A 20928-nucleotide genomic window follows, 5' to 3' on the forward strand; every position below is an offset into this window, starting at 1 on the left:
ACGCACAGCCGCCTGACCGAATCGAACGCGAACCCCCGACCGCAAGCTGGAGCAAGGACATGGACAACGCCGCACCCGACGCGCAGGTGATCGCGTCGCCGACATTGCACGCCAACGGCGCCGACCCGTCGATTCTGCAGGTCGAGAACCTGGTCAAGCACTTTCCCGTGCGCAGCGGCGTGTTGCAGCGGGTCGCTGCCTGGGTCAAGGCCGTCGACGGCGTTTCGTTCGACATCCGCGAGGGCGAGACGTTCGGCTTGGTCGGTGAGTCGGGCTGCGGCAAGACCACCGTCGGGCGGACGATCCTGCGCCTCGTCGAGCCGACGGCGGGCAAGGTCATCTTTCGGGGGCAGGACGTCTTTGCGACGAAGCGGCGGGACATGAAGCTCCTCCGCAAGGACATGCAGATCATCTTCCAGGATCCGTTCTCGAGCCTTGACCCGCGCATGCCCATCGGCCAGAGCATCGGCGAGGGCCTGCACGTCCACGGGATCACCGGTGCCGCAGCCGACCAACGGGTGCGGCAGGTGCTCGACGAGGTCGGCCTGCACCCCGAGCACAGCCGCCGCTATCCGCATGAGTTCTCGGGCGGCCAGCGGCAGCGCATCGGCATCGCTCGAGCGCTGGCGCTGCGGCCCAAGCTCATCGTGTGCGACGAGCCCGTTTCGGCCCTCGACGTGTCGATCCAGTCGCAGGTCCTCAACCTGTTGAACGATCTGCAGAAGGAATACGGCCTCACCTACCTCTTCATCGCCCACAACCTGAGCGTCGTCGAGCACATCTCCAACCGCGTCGGCGTGATGTACCTCGGTCGCATGGTCGAGCTGACCGATCGACGCGAGCTGTTCGTGAACCCGCTGCACCCGTACACCAAGGCCCTCATCAGCGCCGTTCCCGTGCCCGACCCAACGCTGAAGCGCGAGCGGATCATTCTGCAAGGCGATGTTCCAAGCCCGCTCAACCCGCCTTCCGGCTGCCGCTTCCACCCGCGCTGCCCGGTCGCGGTCGAGCGCTGCAAGCACGTCGAGCCGGCTTGGCGCGACGTCGGTTCGGCCGGCACCGAGCACTGGGTGCAGTGCGATCAGGTCGAGCCCAAGATCGAAGGCTAGCGCGTCGCCAGCGACGCGCTGCGGACGGGCTCCCCGGCGGTGATCCGGCCACGTGATCGGGACAAAGCTGACGTTTCTCTGACCATGACTGCTTGACGGTGTCGGGGAATCGGTGTATTGTGGACGGCCCGCAGGGCCGCTGACCGCACCTCGCACGCTCCCCAGGCGCGGTCGCAACTCGGATTGATGCGCCGGAATCCCGCTTACTTGGCCCTGCCTTGTCGAGGAGGAAAACTTGAAGCGCCTGTTCCCGCTGCTCGCCACCGCCGGGCTGGCTTGTCTCGCCCCGCTGTTCGGTGCTTCCGGTGCAACCGCTGCACCGCGGCAGATCACGTGCGCGAACCCGCTGCGTGCCATCGCCCCTGCCAGTCAGGACACGTTCGTCGTCACCAACGTGGAAGGCGTCGGCAAGCAGGGCGAGATGGTCGCCGGGTTGCAGACCAACATCGAGCACTTTGCCTTCGTGCAATTTGCTATGCCGGCCGGGATTCCGCCGGACGCGCAGCTGTGCGAGGTCCAGCTCGAGCTCTTCTGCAACAGGTATGTGGGTCAGAACGCCCCCGCGCGGAAGGTCACCGAGCTTCTGTTCGCCAACGCGAATCGAAGTTGGGACGAGAACACGCTCCGGTATGCCGGCATCGTGCCGAAGAAGTCCGCACCGCAATGGACCACGGACCTTGGCGAGTGTGCCGAGGGCGGCGAGTTCAAGCGCATCATCGCCAAGCCGGACGTCCCAGCGAATGATGGTCTGCTCGAGAGCGTCCAGGGATGGCTGGACGGCGAGATCGACAACAACGGGTTGATCATCGGTCCGACGCGGAACGACAACCTGGATGACCATCGCTTCTTCTTCGCCACCCGGGACGGACAACTGCCGCCGCCGGCGGGCAATGGACCGCGGATCTTCATCTTCTACGCAGGCGGCGCAACCCCGACGTTCACGCCATCGGCATCGCCGACCGCCTCGAACACGCCGACGCCAAGCGTGACGCCGATTCCGTCGGACACACCGACGCCGACCGACACGCCGATTCCGTCGGACACGCCGACGCCGACCGACACGCCCGAGCCGAGCGCGACGCCGACCGAAACGCCGGTGGTCTCCCCCACGCCGAGTCGCCGCATGGTCTACCTGCCGATCGGCCTCCGCACGGGCACGCTGTACCTGAACGAGGCACAGGCCGCGCTGATCGCTTCGGATGGCCGGCTGCGGCGCCTCTGGCATCGGCTTTCGATCCGCTGACATCGCGATCCGTTTCGACATCCGTTGCGAAGGCCCGGTGCTGCAGCACCGGGCCTTCGTTCGTTCACCCAGCCGGCGCCGGTCGCCTTGTCGGTCGCCTTGTCGGTCGCCTTGTCGGCCGCGCGCCTGGTGCTATAATGGCGCCCGCGCGTTCCAACACCACAACATCTTGTGGTCAGCACCGTGCTGGGGGTCCAGCAGTCGTTATGGCCAGCGAACCGATCGAGCGCCGCGCACGGACCAGCCGGAACGGATCGGGGCCGGCGTCGGCCCACGGCACGAGCGACACCGTCACGCCGACATACGTCGAGCCGCAGCGCGGACGGCCAACGGATGGTGATGCCGTTCAGCTGGCAGCAGGCGCGCTCGGCGCCAGCACGCAGACCACCGGGCTGGACTTGGCCGCGCTGATCGAGGCGATCCTCTTCGTCACCGACCGGCCCGTTGCTGTTTCCGAGATGGCGAAGGTGCTCGAAGTGCCGAGGCCGATGGTCGAGCGCTCCTTGGGCGAGCTGTCGGCCACGCTGGTGGGGCGCGGGGTCCGGCTGCTCCGGCGCAACGGCACTGTCCAGATGGTGTCCGCCCCAGAGGCGGCCCCCGTGGTACAGCGCATCCTTGGGTTGACGCAGGACGGACGCCTTTCCCGCCCGGCGCTCGAGACCCTTTCGATCATCGCCTACCGCCAACCTCTTACCCGGCCGGAGATCGAGTCGCTGCGTGGCGTCAGCTCCGAGGGCGTGCTTCGAACCCTGCTCTCTCGCGAGCTGATCGAACCGCTTGGGCGGCGGGCGACCGTCGGGAACCCCGTCGAATACGGCACGACGCTCCATTTCCTGGCCTATTTCGGGCTGACGTGCGTGTCGGACCTGCCGCCCATCGAGGCATATGCCGCGGCGGACCGCGAGACCGGCAGTGAAACGGATCGTGAACCCGACAGCGAAACCGACCATGCGAACGGCGATGCGCCGGTCGACGTCCGCTTGTAGCGGCTGAGCACCTAGCGGCGTGGCGCGGGAGCGTTTGCAGAAGGTCATCGCCGCGGCCGGGCTGTGCTCGCGCCGTCGGGCGGAAGAGCTGATCGCAGCAGGCCGCGTCCAGGTGAACGGCGAGGTCGTAGCGGTGCTTGGTGCGACCGCCGACCCGCACACGGACACGATCGTGGTGGACGGCGCTGAGTTGACGGCCGAGCCATTCGAGTTCTGGGCCGTCCACAAGCCGCCCGGCGTCGTCACCACCCTCAAGGACCCGGAAGGGCGGCCCCAGGCGCGCGATCTCGTGCCGACGCGCGCACGGGTCTACCCGGTCGGCCGCTTGGACGTCGCCTCGTCCGGCCTGCTCCTGTTCACGAACGACGGCGCGCTGGCGCACCGCCTGATGCATCCGCGCTTCGCGCACACCAAGGTCTACGAGGTCCTCGTTTCCGGCTATCCCAGCGAGGACGTGCTGAACATGTTGCGCGGCGGCATCACGTTGGACGACGGACCGACGCTGCCGGCCGAGGTGCGGCAGCTGAAGACGACCGGCGACGGCACGTGGCTCTCGATCACGCTGCGCGAGGGCCGCAAGCGCCAGATCCGACGGATGCTCGAACACGTCGGCTATCCCGTGGTCCACCTCAAGCGGGTCGCCTTTGGGCCGGTGAAACTCGGTCGCTTGCCCAGCGGCCACGCCAGGCCGCTCGCCGGCCGCGAGTTGGCGGATCTGCGCCAACTGGCCGGCGTCGCCGCGCCGCCGCGCACCGGCAACCCGCGCAACACCGCGCTTCGTGCAACCAACAAGCGCCCGCCACGCGCGGCGGCTGGTGGTACCCGCGGCAAGCCGGCGGGCCGATCGAGGTTTGGGCAGGAGTCGGGGCCACCGACCGGTCCGGCAGGCAAATCGCGGAGTCGCCAGGGCGGAGATCCGAAGCGCCCCCGCCCCGCCCGCCCATGAGCGCGCCCGATTCACCGCCGGCGCCCGCCGCTCGTCTTCGGGCGACTTGGCCCCGGGCGATCGCGATCGACGGTCCGGCGGCTGTCGGCAAGAGCACCGTCGGGCGGGCGTTGGCCGTTCGGCTTGGCTATCTCTACTTCGACACCGGGGCGATCTACCGCGCCCTGACGTGGTTGGCGTTGGAAAACGAAGTGCCGGTCACGGACGGCCCGGCGCTGGCACAGCTGGCGACAGCGCACCCGATCGTCGTTCAGCCTTCTGCCGACACGCCGGACGGCTACCGCGTCACCGCCGGCGGACGCGACATCACCGACCGGTTGCGCGCTCCGGCCGTCGACGCGCAGATCTCGTCCGTCAGCCAGCACACCGCGGTGCGCGCCGCACTGCTCGACGCACAGCGGGCGGTGGCGGACGGGACCGCCGTCGTCATGGTCGGCCGGGACATCGGCACCGTCGTGCTGCCCCACGCCGGACTCAAGATCTTCCTCGAGGCTTCGCCGATCGAGCGTGCGCGGCGGCGATACCGCGAGCGTCTGCGTCGCGGCGAGGCCGCGGACTGGTCCGATGAGCTGGCCAGCACGGTCGCCCGCGACGCCCGCGACCGCGGACGGGCCAACGCCCCACTCGTGGCCGCGCCGGACGCGATCGTCCTGCACACGGACGACCTCGATGCAGCCGGCGTCGTTGCGGCGATCCTGGTGCACATCGACATCGGCTCGTGACGGGCACGGGCGCGAACGCGGCGGGCGCCTCGGCACCACGGCGCACGGTGGAGCGAAGCGCACGGCCGACGCCCGGGTCGCTGAATCGCTGGCCGCTGCCCGTGCATGCCGTGCTGACCGTCGCCGTCCTCGTCGCCCTCGTCGCGGTGAACGTGTCGTTCGTCTGCAGCCCGCTCTACCTGCGCTTGGCCTACGGCCCGCTGCGCCCGCCCGGCGCGCCGCTGGCCGGACCGCCGGACTGGGTCGCCGACGCGGCGAATGCAACCGCCGGCTACGTTGCCGCCCGCCGCGGTCGCGATGCCGTGGCCATGCTCGTCGACGCCCCTTCCGCGGTGGTCAGCGACCGCGCCTTGGCGGATGGCGTCCCGACGCCCGCGCTCGCGGAGCGCCCCCCGGCCCGCGTCGGATCGACGGATGCCGGCGCGGCAACGGGCATCGTGCCCGGCCGTACGCTGTTCGATCAGGCCGAGTTGGACCACCTGGCCGATGTCCGCCGCATCATCGAGCGGTTGTTCGCGCTCGGCATCGCCGCCCTCGCCGTCCTTGCGCTGGCGCTGGCCGCCGATGCCGCCACCGGTCGACGACGGACGCGAGCGGCGCTCGTGCACGGCGGTCAGCTGGCCGTCGGGCTCACCGTCATCGTCGGCGTGCTCGTGGCGGTGGCGTGGGACGGGCTGTTCACGACGTTCCATGTGCTCCTGTTTCCGCCGGGCACGTGGCAGTTCCCGTCCGACAGCCGTCTGATTCAGCTCTTCCCGGACTGGTTCTGGCAGAGCGCGGCGGCGGTGCTCGCCGGGTTGCTCCTGGCCGAAGGGCTCGTGGTCCGCCGCGTGGCAGGCCGTCCTCGGGCGGGCCGTCCTCGGGCAAGCCGATGACAACGCCGTCGGCCCGCCGCACCGCCGGATCGACACCGAGCGCGGCCGACGATCGCGCACTCCTGGCGGCCGTACCGGCGACGCACCCGATGGCCTACCGGCTGGCCTTCTGGTTCATGCGCCAGCTGTTCGACCACTACCTGACGACGCACATCGCCGGCCGCGAGCACCTGCCGCCGCCCGGCGTTGGCGCAATCCTGGCGATCAACCACACGAGCGCGCTCGACTATGTGGCCGGTCACGCCCTGGGCCGCCCCGGCTTCGTCGGGATCAAGCGTGAGGCCGCTTATCGTCCGCTGCGCTGGATCGGCGGGATTCCGGTGAAGCGCGACGAGCAGGACATGACCGCGCTGCGGTCGATGCGGGCCGTCCTGGCCGGCGGCCACGTCCTCGGCATCGCCCCCGAAGGCACGCGCAGCCGCGACGGTCGGCTGCTGCCGTTTGATCCGGGCTTCGTCTGGTTGGCGCTGAAGGCCGATGTGCCGGTGATCCCGTGCGCGATCCACGGTGCGCATGTGCTGTTGCCCCCCGGACGCCGCTTCCCTCGCCGCGGCCGGCTATGGGTGCGCATCGGCCCGCCGCTCCGTTGGCCCGACGCCGGCCCCCGACCCTCTCGCGACGCGCTGCAGTCGATGGCGGACGAGACGCGCCAGGCCATGTTGGCGCTCCTGGCCGAGCTCGAGGTGGAGAGCGGCGTCGCGAGCCCGGCGCTGGCGTGGGAGCGAGCGGCCGGGGCAGGGCCTCACCGAGGGTGATTGATCGGCGGCGGGGTCCGACGGAGGCACACGGATCGCGAGCTTATGACCGCGCCGGGGCTGCCGGACCGTGCTCGACCGACCGCACCGTCCACGCGACGACATCGAGGCGCCGCGCGAAGTGGGCCAGCGGCGCGGGCTCGGGCAGCGCAATGCCGATGGGCTCGGCCATCGTGTTCAGCGCAACGTCGGCGGCGGCCGGCTGCAGCGGCCACGGCACGTGGTCGATCTCCCCGCAGCCGACCCGGCCGCGGCGGTCGACGCTGAACAGGGCGTAGCGCTCGGTCAGCCAGTGCTCGAGCGTGCCGTGCGCTGCGAGGGCGACCGGGCCGGTCGGACCGTAGCGGCCCGCGAACGTCGCGGGCGGGGCGCCGCGGTGGGTGCGGGTGCCGGCATAGCGAACGGCATCCCCGTCGATGGAGTCGGCCTCGATCCGCGCGTCGAAGTACGGCAGGCCGAACCAGGCCCGGGCGGCGCGAACGGCCAGCGGGCTCGTCGCGTCCAGGCTGAAGAACCAAACGCCCGTCCGGCCGTCGGGGGCGACGGCGTAGGTGCGGACGTTGATCTCGGGGAAGGCGGCGGTGCCGGGGATGGGGGGCAGGCCGCGCAGCCGGATGCCGGACATCCGGAACGGGACGACGCCCAGCCACGCCCGGCCGTCGAACGTGTCGAGCCGCAGGGGCGGTGGGATGAACCCTTCGAGCGCCGCGGGAGGGACCGGCCAGTGGAGGAAGAGAAGGTCGTGCCACGTCATCGCCATCGCCCAGGGACGCGCTGGTACGGGCCACGGGCGGTGGCCACGGGCGCTGGCCGTGGCGGCGCCGCCGATGTCGCCGCTGTCGCCGACCTCGGCGGGCGGCCTGGCCCCGCGATCGAAGTCGCGCCCGGTCATCGGAATGCCGTGACGAGATGCAGCGCGCCGAGCGCCGCGAACGCGGCCATGACGAGCCAATCGCCACGACGGCGACCGAGGTAGCGCTGACTGGTCGCGCGCACGGCATAGAAGCCGGCGATCCAGGCGGCAAGGAGTCGCCCGTGCGGCGTCGTGATCCAGCGCGCGGCGAGGACGTCGGCGACGCCGATGGACAGGATCGTGTAGCTCACGCAGTGGTTCATCACCCAGGCGATGCCGTGGACATCGCCGCGCGTCGTGGCGTAGGCGAGGCGGGTGCCGGGCAGGCGCAGCGGGCGGAGCGGCGGGCCGTCGGCGGGGATGGCGGCGCGGAAGTCGAGGAGCCGCGGGAAGAAGAAGTGGAGCGCGCCGAGGCCGACGGCGAAGATGCCGGCAAGGCGGAGGGCGGTCAACAGCGCGGCGTCCATCATCATGGCCGTCAGCCCTCCCAGGCGACAGATCGAGTCATCCGACGGGGCGCCGCCGTCGATCACAAGCCGCATCACCCGCCGCCGCGTCCCGGTTTGCCGTTCGCCGCGACGGCGGGCGGAATGGTCATGCGATCCTCGGCCCATTCGATCGATGTTCGGAATTGTAGGCGAACGACCCGCGATGGCGTCCAGGTGTCGGACACCCATCAACCGTCCGCGTCCCGTCAGTATCCCGTCAGTCACCACGGCCGTGCGATGCGCGTCTTGCTCTTTTGCCGGCCCGGCGCCGGTCACGGCCCATCCGAGCGATGGGTCCCCCCAACTCCCCCCCCAAGGAGACCGCAGATGACCTCCCCCCTCCGCACGATCCGCACGATCGTCGCCGCCCTCGCCCTCGCCCTCGCCGCCACCGTCCTCGCCGCCCCGCAGGCCGCCTTCGCCGCATCCCCCGCCGGCGGCGCCCAGACAGCCGTTCTGGCCGACCACGCCGTGCTCGCGAACATGAACGGCGGCGCGCATGCGTCGTACTCGCCGGTACTGCAGGCCTGCAAGACGTACACGGTGCGCCTGAACTACGACATGCGGCCCAACGGCATGCCCGTCGAGGAGGCCATCGGCTTCCAGGTCTGGAACAACGGCGGCGACGCGCTGCTGACGGACAGCCCGTACGGCGAGCGGGTCTGGGAGGGGTCGTCGCAGCAGTATTACCTGCAGAGCGTCCGCCGGGCCGACAACGCCTGGATCGAAGAGGTGACGTTCCACGTCCCGTGCGGTGAGACGAACCCGAACTATTCCATCCAGGTGTTCAACTATGCCGCGGAAAGCACGCTGCACTTCACGCTGAGCCTGCCGACGGACATGCAGTAGACCCCGAACACGGTCCGAAGCAGTCGCGACAACTGGCACGCCGGCCGACGGACGCGTCGGCCGGCGTGCATCTCTCCGCAATCTGCGCGATGCGCGATCACGTTCCCAACAGCGCGACCACCTCGTCGTGCCCACCCGCCTCCGCCACCTCGCGCGCCGTCTTCCCCTGGAAGTCCTGCCACGCCAAGTCGGGCGTGTCGTTGGCCATCAGGTAGCGGACGATCGGCGCGTTCCCGCCGCGTGCCGCATTGTGCAGCGCGAACGAGACACCCTCGCGCGCGCCGCGTCCGTGGAGGAGGGCGACGACGTCGGCGTCTCCCGACAGGGCGGCATGGGCCAGGAGGGGGATGGCGTGCGCGCCGCGCTCGGCGATGCGCGCCCGGTCATCGGCCAGCAGCCGCTCGATGTCCGTCGTCCGCCCGAGCATTGCCGCGGTGCATATGGACAGCGGCGCGCCGGCCTCGACCAGGAACTCGGCGATCGCTGCGTTGCCGACGTGGGCGGCGGCCATGACGGCGGTCTCGACATCGCCCGGCCGCCACTCGTGGCCCATGTCGAGCAGCTCAGGGTGCTCGACGAGCATGGAACGGACCGCGTTCAGATCGCTGTGGCCGGCGATGACGAACGCGCGAACGAGGTCGGGCGATATGGGTTCGGGCATCGAAACGCTCCTCGGCAGCTCGGCGGGCATGTCGGATCGACTTCGACGATACTCTACGTCGATGCCGCGAAGATCACCCAACGGAGTCAGCCGATGTCCGGTTCACCCGACCGCAGCCGGATGGCCGGCACGCGCTGGGATCCGACGCAGTACATGCGCTTCGGAGACGAGCGGACGCGCCCGGCGGTCGAACTGCTGGCGCGCATCCGCCACCCGAACCCCCGCGTCGTCGTCGACCTCGGTTGCGGCGCGGGCAACATCACGCGGCTGCTCGCCGAGCGCTGGCCGGCGGCCGAGATCGTCGGCGTCGACCATTCGCCGCAGATGCTGGCTGCGGCCGCGGCCGAGCCATCTCCCATCCGGTGGGTCGAGGCGGATGCGTACGACTGGCGGCCGGAAGCCCCGGTCGACGTGCTCTTCAGCAATGCCACGCTGCAGTGGCTGACGGGTCACGATGTCCTCGTGCCGCGGCTGATGGGCTTCGTGGCGCCGGGCGGCTGGCTGGCGATCCAGATGCCGCTGAACTGGGCGGCCCCGTCGCATCGGCTCATGCGCGAGACGCTGGCCGACGGCGGTCCGGGCGGCGGTCCGCTCGGTGCGCCGGAGCTGCGGGCGTCGCTCGACGTGCCGTGGGTGGCCGAGCCGGAGCGGTACTTCGACATCCTGGCCCCCGTCGCCACCGACATCGACATCTGGGAAACGACCTACCTCCACGTGCTCGAGGGAGAGGACCCGGTCGTCGAGTGGGTGAAGGGTACTGGGCTCAGGCCGGTCCTGAGCGGCCTTCGCGACGACGAGCGGGCGACGTTCTTGGGCGCGTACGCGCGGCGTTTGCGCGAGGCCTATCCTCGGCGGGGGGATGGGTTTACGGTGTTTCCATTCCGGCGGTTGTTCATCGTGGCCCGTTCCGTGTAGGGGCAGCCCCTACATGGGGGATTCGGCGGCTTGACGCCACACGGCCATCGCCGTCCGCGTCGCCGTGAGCCGCGACTGCCAGGCCGCCCCGTACACACGCCAACACGGATGCTCCGACGCCCACCGTCCGTACGCTGCCGACGCGGTCGCCCAGCGCACGTCGAGCGTATCGAGCAGCCGTGCGACGGCATCGTGGCGGCCCGCGGCCTCGAACAGGCCGCGCAGCATCCACCGCCGGTCGCCCAGCCCGACGGGCAGGTCGAGTGCGGCGGCGCACCGCGCGATGTCGGTTCGGCTGAGGAAGAGCCCGGCGTCCCGCGGGTAGAGGAGCGCGTCGAGGATGTCCCGCAAGCGTGCATCGCCGGTGGTCGGGCTCGGGTCGTCGAGTGGAGCCCCACCGACATCATCATCCGATGGCCATGACGGCACGCCGTCGCCGGTCTCGTTGGCGCGGTATCGCGGTCGCGGCGGCAACGCCGGCACGATGTCGTTCGCTGTGGACGAGAGGGCCGTCGGCGGCAACTGATCGCCACGGGCCAGCACGACGTCAACCGTCGCCCGCGCCGCGGCGGCATAGAGCGGGTGGACGTCGGCGTGGGCGATGGCGTCGGCGAAGAGGGGCAGCCAGACGAGAAGGTGGTCGGTGAGGACCGCCGTGCCGCGATCGCCAAGGCCGGAGAGGGCCAGGAGTTGCACCCCCAGATGGTCATCGGCCGGCACCCGCAGACCCGACGGCGGCGACCAGCCGGCACGGGCGAGCGTCGCCCGCCAGCGGGCGGTCGACGGCGCGTCGAGCATCGCCGTCGGGTCGACGAAGACGCTCTCGTGCGGCGCTACGTGGCGGCTGACGAGGTCGAGCCATGCGACGGCGAGGTCGAGGCGCACGACGTCGTCGCCGTCGCCGCACGAAGGGACGTGCTCGGCCAGGCCCGGCGTGCGGCGGAGGGCGGCGATGAGGTCGGCGTCGGGCTCGGCGAGCCAGAGGCGGGCGAGGAGGTCGAGGTCCGTTTCGGAGACGCGCGTGCTCAACGGCGGGGTTGAATTCGCTCGATCGGAACGTCCGTGCTCTCCGATGCCGGGACGTCAGTCCTCATCCGGTGTCGGCAGGCTGGCGATATACGCCTGGATTGCATCGAGCTCGTCGTCGCTCAGTGCGGCCGAGTAGTCCTCCCACGGCATCTCGTCGGGGTCGATCTCGTTGTCGGTCGGGTCGACGCCGGTGCGGATCGTGTCGCGCCACTCCTTGGCCGTCCACTCCTCGGCATAGACCGTCAGGTCGGGCCCGCTTGGGCCGTTGCCGCCGTCCCGGCCTTGCAGGTCCTCGCCGTGGCATTCGGCGCAGGCCATGATCGTCGTCAGGTACTTGCCCCACTTCTTCGGCGAGTCGGTGTCCGGCGGATCGATCTCGTCCTCGATCGGCTCCTGGACCGCCAGCGGGAACATCCCGGCGCCGATGAGCAGCGTGCCCATCGGCCCGATGACGCGCTCGGGCACGTCCTCGTCGATCTCGGGCTCGGTGCGGAGGTAGGCGATGATCGCAGCCGTATCCTCATCGCTCATGCTGTGGAAGAAGGCCGACGGCATGATGATCAGCGGCCGGCCGTCGATGCCGACACCCTCGCGGATCGCGCGCGCGATCCGGCCGTCCGAGCGATCGGCGAGCGGACCGCCGGGCGTGAGGTTCGGCGGGTAGAGATCGCCGAGGCCCTCGAGGAAGTTGTCCTCGCCCCCGTCCAGCGGGGGATCCCCGGTGCTGGAGTGGCAGCCCGCACACGCCTCGGCCAGGAGCGCGCCGCGCGCGATCGCCTCGGCCGAGGCCTCGACCTCGATGTCGGAGATCGGATGGTCATCCTGACTGCGCAGCCGATAGAGCCCCGCCATCAGGACGACCGCCGCCAACGCCGCCGCGACGGCCACGAGCCAGCCGACGATTGCGCCGATCCACCGCCCCCACGGGTTCTCGACCTTCCACGCCCGCCGCGCAGCCCAGAAGGCGACGCCGGCCAGCGCCGCCGCAGCCACCACCAGCCATACCACGCTCATGTTCATCCTGCGCCTGCTCCTCGCTACGCGTTCGGATCCTCGCGCTTCGACAACCGGTACGCATCGCGCTGCGGTCGGTACGCCCGCAGCAACCAGTACGGCCGCCGCGTCCCGTCGGGCGAAACGTCGTCCGCGCCGCGGGTCATGGCGAGCCACTCGCGGTAGACCGCCATCGACCGCGCCGTGTCCACATGGACGTCGCCGAGTCGATCGTCGGGCCGGGCCGGCCCGATCGTCACCTTCTGGTGCCAGCAATGCATGCCGGTCACCGGGTCCGGGTGGACCGGGAACGTCAGGTTCTGGTGGACGCCGACGTCCTTCCACCACACGCGCGACGAATCCGGATCGGCGCTCTCGAACGGGCCGGCGCCCTTGATCCGCCGCATCGACCATGCTTGCCCGTCGCCGTCGGTCGACGAGGATGACGACGCTGCCGACTCCGACGGGCCGTCGACGACCGGCACGCCCCCCCGCGTGAAGTCGACGAGCGCCGTGCTGAAGTGCCCGCCGCCGTCCTCCGTCAGCCGCCACCGCCCGAGGTGGTGCGAGCACGCGGCGACGCCGGGGCGGATGCCTTCGGTCACCCAGAGGCGGTCGATGAAGTGGCCGATCTCGGTCGTGATCCGCACGAGGTCGCCGGTCTGCAAGCCCAGCCGTGCGGCGTCGCTCGGGTGCAGCCAGAGCGGGTTGTTGTGGCTGATCTCATAGAGCCACTTGCTGTTGCCGGTGCGCGTATGGATGAGCGTCGGCAGCCGGAACGTGCTGATGAGGACGACCTCGCCCTTGGCGCGGTCGACGCGGCTGGGATGGACGTGGCTGGGCGTGTAGCCCGGAAGCGCCCACTCCGGCCAGCCCCATTCGGCCAAGGTGGGCGAGAAGAACTCGAGGCGGCGGGAAGGGGTATCGAAGCCGCGACGGACGGTGGCGGACGCATCCATCACCCGCCCCACGATTCGCATCCCGTCCGCGCCCGCCGGAAACGCCGGGTGCGGCGTGATGTTCGCGCCGTGCGCCGCCGGTGCGGGCGACCAGACGACGCCGTCGGCATCCACGCGGGCACCGGCGAGGAGGTCGGCGGCCACCGGCTGGTCGTACGGGGCGCCGGGGCCGCGGCGGAGCTCGAAGGCGCCGTACTTGCGCATGTAGGCGAGCGGGGTGAGGCTTTCGGCGGCGGCGGCCTCCGGCAGGCCGGGGACGTTGTTTTCGAACAGCCAGCCGTAGTAGTCGTCGACGGTCATCCGCTCGCCCGGCCGGTGCGGCGACTCGAAGTGCTTCCGGATGCCGAGCGAGCCGTCCGGGTCGATCTGCCAGGACAAGGCGATGAAGAACTCCGTCTCCTCCCAGACCTCGCCCGGGTTCGCCTGCCATGTGAACTCGACCGGCCGCCCCATCTTCTCGAGCGCGACACGGCGCACGGGCTGGCGGAACGCGATCCAGCAGCCGGCGTGCGTCTCCTGGCTCATCACGTCGTGGCGCTCGCTGGAGTGGCCCATCGGCAGGACGTAGTCGGCGAAGTGGGCGGTTTCGCTCCACGTCGGGGTGAGGCAGACGTGGAGGCCGACCTTGGACTCGTCGGTCAGCGCCTCGATCCACGTCGCACCGTCCGGGTTCGTCCAGACCGGGTTGTAGACGCGGGTGAAGTACGTATCGAGCTTGGCCCGTCCTTCCTTCAGGAAGTGGGGCAGCAGGAACGACAACTCGAAGAACGTCAACGGGTACTCCCGCGGCCACGACAGCTCGTTCCAGCGCGGCGGGTTGGGCGCCAGCTGCGGCGGCCGCGGCACCCACTTGTCCCAGGCGTTCATCGACGTCCCGCCCGACGTGCCGACGGAGCCCGTCAGGACGTTCAGCAGGAACAAACACCGCGCCACCTGCCAGCCGCCGAGGTTGCCCGCCGTCGCGCTGCGCCACGTGTGCGCCGCCAGGCGCGAGCCCGCGTCGGCGACGATGTCGGCGACCTGCGCGATGAGCGCCGCGTCGACGCCGCTCTCCGCGGCCGCGAACTCGAACGTGTACGGCGCGTACAGCTCAAGGAACCGCCGCTCGAACTGCTCGAACGTGCGCTCGTCCCCCGGATGATCATGCGCCAGCCAGGCCTCCCAGTTCACCCACGTGCGCACGAAGTCGCGGTCGTGCTTGCCCGTGGCGACGATGTGGCGGGCGATGGCGAGCAGGATCGCCGCCTCGCTGCCCGGCCACGGCGAGAGCCAGTGGTCGGCGCGGCTGGCGGTGTTGGACAGGCGCGTGTCCATGACGATCAGCTTGGCGCCGTTGAGCTTGCCCTCGATGATCCGCTGGGCGTGCGGGTTGAAGTAGTGGCCGGTTTCGAGATGGGCGCTGATCAGCAGGATGACGCGCGCGTTCGCGTGGTCCGGCGACGGCCGATCGAGCCCCGTCCAATACGCGTACCCGGCGCGCGCGGACGCCGAGCAGACGTTCGTATGGCTGTTGTGCCCGTCGATCCCCCAGCCCCAGAGCACGTACTCCATCAACCCGTCGTGCCCCGGCCGCCCGACGTGGTACATCACCTCGTCGTGCCGCTCCTCGACGAACGCCTTGCGGATCCGAGAGCCGATGTCGGCCAGCGCCTCGTCCCACGTCGTCCGCACCCACTTCCCCTCGCCGCGCTTCCCGGCGCGCTTCAGCGGGTAGAGGATCCGCTCGGGATCGTGCACCTGGTTGTGCGTCGCCGGCCCCTTGGCGCAGTTCCGGCCGCGGCTGCCGGGGTGCGCCGGGTTCCCCTCGAACTTCTGGACGTCGAGCGTCTCGCGGTCGACGTACGCCAGCAGGCCGCACGCGCTCTCGCAGTTGAAGCAGACCGTCGGGATGAGCATGTAGTTCCGCTGGACGCGGCGCGGCCAGGCGCGGGGGTCGTGCTCGGTCCAGTCGTCCCAGCGGTCGGTGGGGGGGTAGGGGCGGAGGGGCGGGGTGGGCGAGGCGACGCCGGCGGCGGTCGCCGGGTCGGATTGGGGCGGCATCGCGAGTCCTTATGGGCGGCGCGGCGGGATGGGATCAGGACGGGACGGATGAGAGGATGATGCGCGGGTTTGGCTCGATGCGCTAGGGAGGGCTCCAAGGGTCCTTGAGATAGAGGAGCAAGTACCCGATCCAGCCCAGGGCAGTCCAGACTGCTTGGCACGTCACCGCTTGACCACGTGTATACCTGGTGCTTGGGCGCGCGATGAAGTAGACAGGCAGGAGCGTGATCGGGACGGAACATCCGACCATGAGCCAGAAGAATGAGCCCGCCGCAGCATGCCCAGCACCGAGTGCGAGCGCCGCCAGAAGCATGCCGGGGCCAGCCAACAAGACCCACCAGATGACGATCGCGGCCGGAGCCAACAACGGCACTTGCATGAGCTTCGCCACGCCGAAGAATGCGGCGAGGGCGCCGTAGCTGGCGATGACGCTGACGGCGTAGATCAGCGCGGCGCGGCGGTGGGGAAGAGGAGAGCCGACGGTCATCGCGCCAGTCTATGCCGGCGGCGCGGAGCGCGCCAGCCAGCTATAATTCGCGGGCATGGACTTTCAGATCGTCGGCGACATCGTAGACGTAGAAGTCATCGCTTCCGGTCGGTCGATCAGGGAGCTCCGGCGCTTGGCACGGTCGCACGGAGTCGGCCGCTGGCGTAAGATGAAGGGCAGCGCGACGGTCCGCCTCCGTGACGGCACCTATCGCTTGGCGGAAGTTCACTGGTACGAGGCTGCCGGGATCGGCCAGCGAGAGCACAAGCTCAAGCTGCCGTTTCTGGACTAGAGGAAGCGACTGATGGTCGAACACGAAACACAATCATTCGCCGTGTGCATCAACAGCTCCGGTTACCCGGCTTCGCTCGAGGTCGGAAAGATCTACCGCGTCATCGCGGATGCAAGTGCGGCGGCGGCGGGCCTGATGCGGGTCGTCGACGAGAGCGGGGAGGACTACGCCTTTGCGGCCGACCGCTTCTATCCGATCGTCCTGCCGGCCGAGTTGGAGCGGGCGCTGATCTCGGCGGCTTGATCGGTGCATTGCGGTGCCTCATCGAGATCGCGAGGCGTCGCGTGCCGATAGCTACCTGATATGTCGTTTCAAAGCCCGGCCTCACGATGCGATCAGGACGAGCGCCCCCGTGGCGACACCGTGGCTCCAGCCGTCCACGTCCGGCGGGGCCACGCCCAGTGCAGTGAGCATGCTCTTGATCTGCTCGCGGTGCTCCGTCGCGTGGTTGATGACCTGCACCATGACGACCCACGGCTCCACGAGATGGCCGTCCCGCGTCCGGATGCGCTCGGGCCAGTCCGCGTTCCGCTCGTCGCGCGCCAGGGCCACGAGGCCACCGCCGGAGTGCGCCAATGACGCCGACAGCGCGTCGAACGGCAGCGGGTCGACGGGCCGCGCCTCGACGGGAAGGGTGAGCAGCGCATGGTAGCCCCGCTGGGCAAACACGAGATGGGTCAACGTCTCGCGGATGCTCCCCTTCGTGGCGGTCTGCGGCTCGGCGTCGAGCTGCGCGTCCGTCAGCGCGGCGCAGGCCTCGACGATCCGGCGGTTGGCCCAGTTGTTGTGCTCGAACAGCTGCACGAGAACGTGCTCGCCCATCGTGGTGCTCCTGGTTGCGACTCGGTTTCGTCAGCGGCTCAATAGCCACGCTCCTCCACGCATTCCACGATCCGCACCCGCGGCCCCGTCATCACCGTCCCCTCGACCTGCTGCCAGATGCCGCGCATCTTGGCCACGAACGCTTCGGCCATCGGCTGCGTGTCGAAGTCGAGCTCGATGATCACGTAGCGCGGGTCGTCGACGGGACGGTAGACGCGATAGCGCCGCACGCCCGACACCTCGCGGCCGGCGGGGTCGCGATCGAAGGCGGCTTTCCAGCCGTCGTAGTCGGGGACGGGGTGTTCGATCTGGACGGTGAGCATCGGACGACTCCTGACTTTCACGAACGGGTGCCAGTCGACCTCAACGCATCGCGGCGACGAAGTCCTCCGCGGTTACCTCAGCTTGGCGCAATACGCCGGCGAGCGTGGCCGTTCGAGCGCCCGCACCGCCTCCGCTCCGGAGACGCGGGGCAGTCTAGGCATTGGCCGGAACGGTGAACGTCGTGACTACGGGGTGGCCAACCCTGCGCAGTGGAAACTCCGACAGGAATAGCAGCGTTGCCTCACGCAGGTTGGCAACCGCCTCCTCGATCGTCTCCCCCTGCGTCGTGGTCCCGGTCTCGGGGTTGAGCGCGACGAAGCCGCCCTCTTCGGCGGGCGTGAGCACGGCGGTCAGTTCCATGGATGTGCTCCTGTGGGCCGGCTGCCCGGACGTTGGCGCGATCGCGTTGCGCGAGCGATGACCACGCACATAATAGACCGGCCGGCCTGACCGTCCATCACGGCAGGCAGGGGTGCGATTCCAGCACCCATGTGTACGTGACCAAGTACACATGCCGACTTTGCGCGATTCCACATGCCGAATCCCCCCGCCCCCCGCGCCGTGACCGAGCCACCCCGCCGCCTCTTCGTCGCCGTGCCGCTCGACGCCCCGACGCGCCAGGCGATCGAACGCCACCTCGCCCGCCTCGGCCCGCTACCCGGCCGCCCCGTGCCGCCCGCCAACTGGCACGTGACGCTGCGGTTCCTCGGCGATGTGGACGCGCGCGGCGAAGCGGCGCTCGTGCGCGCCTTGGACGATGCGGCGTGGCCAGCCGCGTTCGCGATGACGTTCGGCCGCCTCGGCGCGTTTCCGACGGCGGCACGGGCGCGCGTCCTGTGGCTCGGCGTCGACGAGGGCGCAGTGGCGCTCGCCCGGCTGGCATCCCTCGCGGACGGTGCAGCTGAGTCGGCGGGCCTCGGATCGGACGGCCGCTTCGCGGCTCATCTCACGCTCTCGCGCCTGCGTCCGGGCACACCTGGCGATGTGCGGCGGCTCGTCGATGCGGCGGCCGCGGCGAGGATTGCGACGACGGTGACCGAGGTCGTGCTCTACGAGAGCGAGCTCGGCGGCGGGCCGGCGCGCTATGCCGTCCGGCATCGGGTGGCGTTGCCGGCGGCCGAGCGTCCGGTCTAGCGTCGCGGGCCGATCACGGCTGCCGGGATGGCCCGGTTCCACCGTCCGTGGCTATACTCCCGCGCGCACCGCCAGCGACGTCACCGCTGTGCCAATCGCCACACCGGCCGGCCGTCATTCGGCGCATCCGGCGAACCACCGAGGGGAACCGTCCATGAACTGGCTGATCATCGTCCTGCGCCTGATCCACATCCTGTTCGGCATCTTCTGGGCCGGCTCTATCTTCTTCATCGTCAGCTTCATGCTCCCCGCCGCCCGCGCCGCCGGGCCGGGCAGCGCCCCGTTCATGCAGCGCTTCGCCCGCTCGGGGTTCCTGCAGGCGGCGCTCGGCTCGGGGTCGCTCACCGTGCTCTCGGGCGTGTGGCTGATGTGGCTCGTCGCCGGCGGCAACAGCGAGTGGTTCGGCAGCCCGACGGGCATCACGCTGTCCATCGGCGGGCTCGCCGCGATCGTCGCGCTCACGTTGGGCTTCGTCTTCCAGCGGCCGACGATGAAGCGCCTTGCCGCGATCGCCACTGCGGTCGAGGCGGCCGGCGGGACGGCGACGGCCGAGCAGCAGGCGGAGCTGCCCGCATTGCAGGCCCGCATGGGCAAGATCGCGCGGGCCGCGGCATGGTTGCTCGCGGTGGCGGTGGTCTGCATGGCGGTCGCGCGATACCTCTAGCGCGTTGACATCGCCCGCCCCACACCGTCTGTCCCCGTGACGGGCGATGTCGCGACGGCAGTGCACATCCCCGCGTATACAGCGCGTCCGCCGATCCGACCGATCCGACCGATCCGACCCTCACATGCCGATCCACATATGGAGACGCCGCCGCCATGCCGTACGTAGAGATCCTCAAGCGCGCTTGGACCCTCACCTGGCGGTACAAGATCCTGTGGCTGTTCGGCCTGCTGGCAGGCACGGGCGGTGGGATCAAGTTCGGCGACATCGGCAACGGAATCAGCCGCCGTGCCGGGTCGGCGGGCGGCCGTGGCCGGATTCCGGGAATGCCCGAAGGGATGGGCGACAGGATGCCCTGGCGGGACGGCGGCTTCGGCCCGCTGGCGATGCAGTGGCTGCTGGACAACGCCGGCATGATCGCCCTCGTCGTCGGCATCGCCCTCATCCTCGGGCTCGTCCTGCTCGTCCTCGGCATCGCCGCCAAGGGCGGGCTCGTGCACCTGTCCGCGCGCGCCGACAGCGGCGAGGCGGTGGCCGCCGGCGACGGGTGGCGGGTCGGCTTCCGGTACTGGTGGCGTACGTTCGGCACACACCTGGCCATCTTCCTGCCGATTCTCGCGATCATCATCGCCGGGGCGATGGTCCTCGGGGCGGTGGGGATCGGCGCGATGGCGGCGTGGAACGCGGAACGCCAGGGGATTGCCGGCACCGGGGCCGTCGCTTTCATCGGACTGATGCTGCTGTTCTCTCCCTTCCTGTTCATCGCCATCTTCGCCGCCAACCTCCTCCTCGAGCTCGCGCTGCGTCACGCGATCCTGGCCGACCAACCCGTGTTCGACGCCGTCGGCACCGCGTGGCGCAACCTGCGGGACCGCTTCCTCGACGTCTTCCTGATGTGGCTCGTCCAGTTGTTGTGCACCCTCTTGTTCGGCTTCGTGATCGCCGTCATCGCCGGTGTTGTGCTGGTCCCGGCGGTGATCGCGGGGATCGCCGCCGAGAGCGTCGGCCTCGGCATCGCCTTCGCGCTTCCCGGGCTGCTCTTGCTGCTCATCCCGGTCGCCATATACGCCGCCTGGCGATCGACGGCCTGGACGGTGTTCTGGCGCCAGCTGGTCGGGCCATCGACCGCCCCATAGTCGCCTTCGCCCACGCCGACGCCTGGACGGAGTGGCTTGCCGAGCACCACGCCGTGTCGCCCGGCGTCTGGCTGCGCCTCGCAAAGGCCGCGTCCGGCATCCCGTCGCCCACCTACGCCGAGGCGGTCGAGGTCGCCCTGTGTTATGGCTGGATCGATGGCCAGGCGAAGAAGTACGACGACGAGACGTGGCTGCAGAAGTTCACGCCGCGCCGGCCGAAGAGCATCTGGTCGAAGATCAACCGCGAACGGGTGGCCGCGCTCATCTCCGCCGGCCGGATGCAACCGTCCGGCCTCGCGAGCGTCGATGCCGCGAAGGCGGACGGGCGCTGGGACGCGGCGTACGACTCGCCGCGGACCGCCACCGTGCCGGAGGACCTGCAGGCCGCGCTCGACGCGAACCCGGCGGCCACGGCGTTCTTCGGCACGTTGAACAGCGCGAACCGCTACGCGATCCTGTCGCGCATCCAAACGGCCAAGAAGGCCGAGACGCGGGCACGGCGGATCGAGCAGTTCGTGGCGATGCTGGAGCGGGGCGAGAAGCTGCACCCGTAGGAATCCGCCCGGGAGAAGCGTCGACTCAGGGCGATCCTCGTCGCTGGTTTGCATTGTGTGATTCGATGGATATAGAATCGGATCCAGTCGAT

24 protein-coding genes are annotated in these 20928 nt (G+C 70.2%); 14 read left to right on the plus strand and 10 right to left on the minus strand.

The annotated features are described in order from the left end of the window. Window positions 1–59: 59 nt before the first annotated feature. The 7 genes from IPG72_15410 to IPG72_15440 all read left to right on the plus strand — a co-directional run bounded on the left by IPG72_15410 (window position 60) and on the right by IPG72_15440 (window position 6636). The gene (locus IPG72_15410) at window positions 60–1109 is read left to right on the plus strand and encodes an ABC transporter ATP-binding protein (GenBank protein ID MBK6770364.1); all 1050 of its coding nucleotides are present in this window, start codon (window positions 60–62) and stop codon (window positions 1107–1109) included. A 235-nt stretch (window positions 1110–1344) separates the two neighbouring features. Further along, window positions 1345–2352, plus strand: a complete 1008-nt coding sequence (locus IPG72_15415) for a hypothetical protein (protein ID MBK6770365.1) — start codon at window positions 1345–1347, stop codon at window positions 2350–2352. Between the two features lie 206 nt (window positions 2353–2558). Then, window positions 2559–3338 carry an SMC-Scp complex subunit ScpB gene (scpB, locus tag IPG72_15420; protein MBK6770366.1) on the plus strand — a complete coding sequence of 260 codons (780 nt, stop codon included), beginning with the start codon at window positions 2559–2561 and terminating at the stop codon, window positions 3336–3338. Between the two features lie 19 nt (window positions 3339–3357). Further along, a complete protein-coding gene (locus IPG72_15425) occupies window positions 3358–4284 on the plus strand; it encodes an rRNA pseudouridine synthase (protein ID MBK6770367.1) in 927 nt (308 codons plus the stop codon). After that, window positions 4281–5006, plus strand: a complete 726-nt coding sequence (gene cmk, locus IPG72_15430; protein MBK6770368.1) for a (d)CMP kinase — start codon at window positions 4281–4283, stop codon at window positions 5004–5006. Before IPG72_15425 ends, cmk begins: the two co-directional genes overlap by 4 nt. Beyond that, window positions 5003–5881, plus strand: coding sequence for a DUF1461 domain-containing protein (locus IPG72_15435; protein MBK6770369.1), 879 nt, complete (start codon window positions 5003–5005; stop codon window positions 5879–5881). Before cmk ends, IPG72_15435 begins: the two co-directional genes overlap by 4 nt. After that, the gene (locus tag IPG72_15440) at window positions 5878–6636 is read left to right on the plus strand and encodes a 1-acyl-sn-glycerol-3-phosphate acyltransferase (protein MBK6770370.1); all 759 of its coding nucleotides are present in this window, start codon (window positions 5878–5880) and stop codon (window positions 6634–6636) included. The genes IPG72_15435 and IPG72_15440 overlap by 4 nt, the downstream gene beginning before the upstream one ends. Window positions 6637–6679: 43 nt before the next feature. Here IPG72_15440 and IPG72_15445 read toward each other — a convergent pair whose 3' ends face one another. Both IPG72_15445 and IPG72_15450 read right to left on the minus strand, forming a co-directional pair. Then, window positions 6680–7528 carry a DUF2071 domain-containing protein gene (locus IPG72_15445; protein ID MBK6770371.1) on the minus strand — a complete coding sequence of 283 codons (849 nt, stop codon included), beginning with the start codon at window positions 7526–7528 and terminating at the stop codon, window positions 6680–6682. Continuing rightward, entirely contained in the window at window positions 7525–7962 is a 438-nt protein-coding gene (locus tag IPG72_15450; protein ID MBK6770372.1) for a hypothetical protein, read from the minus strand. The genes IPG72_15445 and IPG72_15450 overlap by 4 nt, the downstream gene beginning before the upstream one ends. A 342-nt stretch (window positions 7963–8304) precedes the next feature. On the opposite strand from IPG72_15450, the gene IPG72_15455 reads away from it, so the two are divergent. Beyond that, entirely contained in the window at window positions 8305–8826 is a 522-nt protein-coding gene (locus IPG72_15455) for a hypothetical protein (protein ID MBK6770373.1), read from the plus strand. A gap of 97 nt (window positions 8827–8923) precedes the next feature. Here the strand turns inward: IPG72_15455 and IPG72_15460 are convergent, their stop codons facing one another. Further along, window positions 8924–9487 carry an ankyrin repeat domain-containing protein gene (locus IPG72_15460; GenBank protein ID MBK6770374.1) on the minus strand — a complete coding sequence of 188 codons (564 nt, stop codon included), beginning with the start codon at window positions 9485–9487 and terminating at the stop codon, window positions 8924–8926. 120 nt (window positions 9488–9607) lie between these two features. On the opposite strand from IPG72_15460, the gene IPG72_15465 reads away from it, so the two are divergent. Further along, complete coding sequence (locus IPG72_15465; GenBank protein ID MBK6770375.1) at window positions 9608–10402, plus strand: methyltransferase domain-containing protein; 795 nt, start codon at window positions 9608–9610, stop codon at window positions 10400–10402. Window positions 10403–10411: 9 nt separating this feature from the next. On the opposite strand, the gene IPG72_15470 is transcribed toward IPG72_15465, so the two are convergent. The 4 genes from IPG72_15470 to IPG72_15485 all read right to left on the minus strand — a co-directional run bounded on the left by IPG72_15470 (window position 10412) and on the right by IPG72_15485 (window position 15910). Then, window positions 10412–11431 (minus strand): molecular chaperone TorD family protein, encoded by a 1020-nt coding sequence (locus IPG72_15470; protein ID MBK6770376.1) that lies wholly within the window; start codon window positions 11429–11431, stop codon window positions 10412–10414. Window positions 11432–11485: 54 nt separating this feature from the next. Continuing rightward, window positions 11486–12451, minus strand: a complete 966-nt coding sequence (locus IPG72_15475) for a c-type cytochrome (GenBank protein MBK6770377.1) — start codon at window positions 12449–12451, stop codon at window positions 11486–11488. A 17-nt stretch (window positions 12452–12468) separates the two neighbouring features. Next, on the minus strand, window positions 12469–15423 hold the full coding sequence (locus tag IPG72_15480; protein MBK6770378.1) for a molybdopterin-dependent oxidoreductase: 2955 nt from the start codon (window positions 15421–15423) through the stop codon (window positions 12469–12471). An 82-nt stretch (window positions 15424–15505) separates the two neighbouring features. Next, complete coding sequence (locus IPG72_15485) at window positions 15506–15910, minus strand: hypothetical protein (GenBank protein ID MBK6770379.1); 405 nt, start codon at window positions 15908–15910, stop codon at window positions 15506–15508. A gap of 55 nt (window positions 15911–15965) precedes the next feature. On the opposite strand from IPG72_15485, the gene IPG72_15490 reads away from it, so the two are divergent. Further along, complete coding sequence (locus tag IPG72_15490; protein MBK6770380.1) at window positions 15966–16202, plus strand: hypothetical protein; 237 nt, start codon at window positions 15966–15968, stop codon at window positions 16200–16202. 12 nt (window positions 16203–16214) lie between these two features. Then, window positions 16215–16445: a hypothetical protein gene (locus IPG72_15495; GenBank protein MBK6770381.1), complete on the plus strand. Its 231-nt coding sequence runs from the start codon at window positions 16215–16217 to the stop codon at window positions 16443–16445. Window positions 16446–16526: 81 nt separating this feature from the next. Here the strand turns inward: IPG72_15495 and IPG72_15500 are convergent, their stop codons facing one another. From IPG72_15500 to IPG72_15510, 3 genes are all read right to left on the minus strand, one after another. Beyond that, window positions 16527–17024 carry a DinB family protein gene (locus tag IPG72_15500; GenBank protein MBK6770382.1) on the minus strand — a complete coding sequence of 166 codons (498 nt, stop codon included), beginning with the start codon at window positions 17022–17024 and terminating at the stop codon, window positions 16527–16529. Between the two features lie 38 nt (window positions 17025–17062). Then, entirely contained in the window at window positions 17063–17347 is a 285-nt protein-coding gene (locus IPG72_15505; GenBank protein ID MBK6770383.1) for a hypothetical protein, read from the minus strand. Between the two features lie 154 nt (window positions 17348–17501). Further along, window positions 17502–17708: a type II toxin-antitoxin system HicB family antitoxin gene (locus IPG72_15510; protein MBK6770384.1), complete on the minus strand. Its 207-nt coding sequence runs from the start codon at window positions 17706–17708 to the stop codon at window positions 17502–17504. Between the two features lie 174 nt (window positions 17709–17882). On the opposite strand from IPG72_15510, the gene thpR reads away from it, so the two are divergent. The 3 genes from thpR (at window position 17883) to IPG72_15525 (ending at window position 20836) form a co-directional block, all read left to right on the plus strand. Then, a complete protein-coding gene (thpR, locus tag IPG72_15515; GenBank protein MBK6770385.1) occupies window positions 17883–18482 on the plus strand; it encodes an RNA 2',3'-cyclic phosphodiesterase in 600 nt (199 codons plus the stop codon). A 154-nt stretch (window positions 18483–18636) separates the two neighbouring features. Continuing rightward, complete coding sequence (locus IPG72_15520) at window positions 18637–19146, plus strand: hypothetical protein (protein MBK6770386.1); 510 nt, start codon at window positions 18637–18639, stop codon at window positions 19144–19146. Window positions 19147–19270: 124 nt separating this feature from the next. Beyond that, on the plus strand, window positions 19271–20836 hold the full coding sequence (locus IPG72_15525) for a YdeI/OmpD-associated family protein (GenBank protein MBK6770387.1): 1566 nt from the start codon (window positions 19271–19273) through the stop codon (window positions 20834–20836). The last annotated feature ends 92 nt before the right edge of the window (window positions 20837–20928 follow it).

The sequence above is a fragment of the Candidatus Avedoeria danica genome, assembly GCA_016703025.1.
Classification (GTDB): Bacteria; Chloroflexota; Anaerolineae; order Epilineales; family Epilineaceae; genus Avedoeria; species Avedoeria danica.

Coding starts and splice junctions, on each gene's coding strand:
- IPG72_15410 (MBK6770364.1), top strand. CDS start 60: ATGGACAACGCCGCACCCGACGCGCAGGTGATCGCGTCGCCGACATTG.
- scpB (MBK6770366.1), top strand. CDS start 2,559: ATGGCCAGCGAACCGATCGAGCGCCGCGCACGGACCAGCCGGAACGGA.
- cmk (MBK6770368.1), top strand. CDS start 4,281: ATGAGCGCGCCCGATTCACCGCCGGCGCCCGCCGCTCGTCTTCGGGCG.
- IPG72_15440 (MBK6770370.1), top strand. CDS start 5,878: ATGACAACGCCGTCGGCCCGCCGCACCGCCGGATCGACACCGAGCGCG.
- IPG72_15445 (MBK6770371.1), bottom strand. CDS start 7,528: ATGACCGGGCGCGACTTCGATCGCGGGGCCAGGCCGCCCGCCGAGGTC.
- IPG72_15450 (MBK6770372.1), bottom strand. CDS start 7,962: ATGATGATGGACGCCGCGCTGTTGACCGCCCTCCGCCTTGCCGGCATC.
- IPG72_15455 (MBK6770373.1), top strand. CDS start 8,305: ATGACCTCCCCCCTCCGCACGATCCGCACGATCGTCGCCGCCCTCGCC.
- IPG72_15460 (MBK6770374.1), bottom strand. CDS start 9,487: ATGCCCGAACCCATATCGCCCGACCTCGTTCGCGCGTTCGTCATCGCC.
- IPG72_15465 (MBK6770375.1), top strand. CDS start 9,608: ATGGCCGGCACGCGCTGGGATCCGACGCAGTACATGCGCTTCGGAGAC.
- IPG72_15475 (MBK6770377.1), bottom strand. CDS start 12,451: ATGAACATGAGCGTGGTATGGCTGGTGGTGGCTGCGGCGGCGCTGGCC.
- IPG72_15480 (MBK6770378.1), bottom strand. CDS start 15,423: ATGCCGCCCCAATCCGACCCGGCGACCGCCGCCGGCGTCGCCTCGCCC.
- IPG72_15485 (MBK6770379.1), bottom strand. CDS start 15,910: ATGACCGTCGGCTCTCCTCTTCCCCACCGCCGCGCCGCGCTGATCTAC.
- IPG72_15490 (MBK6770380.1), top strand. CDS start 15,966: ATGGACTTTCAGATCGTCGGCGACATCGTAGACGTAGAAGTCATCGCT.
- IPG72_15495 (MBK6770381.1), top strand. CDS start 16,215: ATGGTCGAACACGAAACACAATCATTCGCCGTGTGCATCAACAGCTCC.
- IPG72_15500 (MBK6770382.1), bottom strand. CDS start 17,024: ATGGGCGAGCACGTTCTCGTGCAGCTGTTCGAGCACAACAACTGGGCC.
- IPG72_15505 (MBK6770383.1), bottom strand. CDS start 17,347: ATGCTCACCGTCCAGATCGAACACCCCGTCCCCGACTACGACGGCTGG.
- IPG72_15510 (MBK6770384.1), bottom strand. CDS start 17,708: ATGGAACTGACCGCCGTGCTCACGCCCGCCGAAGAGGGCGGCTTCGTC.
- thpR (MBK6770385.1), top strand. CDS start 17,883: ATGCCGAATCCCCCCGCCCCCCGCGCCGTGACCGAGCCACCCCGCCGC.
- IPG72_15520 (MBK6770386.1), top strand. CDS start 18,637: ATGAACTGGCTGATCATCGTCCTGCGCCTGATCCACATCCTGTTCGGC.
- IPG72_15525 (MBK6770387.1), top strand. CDS start 19,271: ATGCCGATCCACATATGGAGACGCCGCCGCCATGCCGTACGTAGAGAT.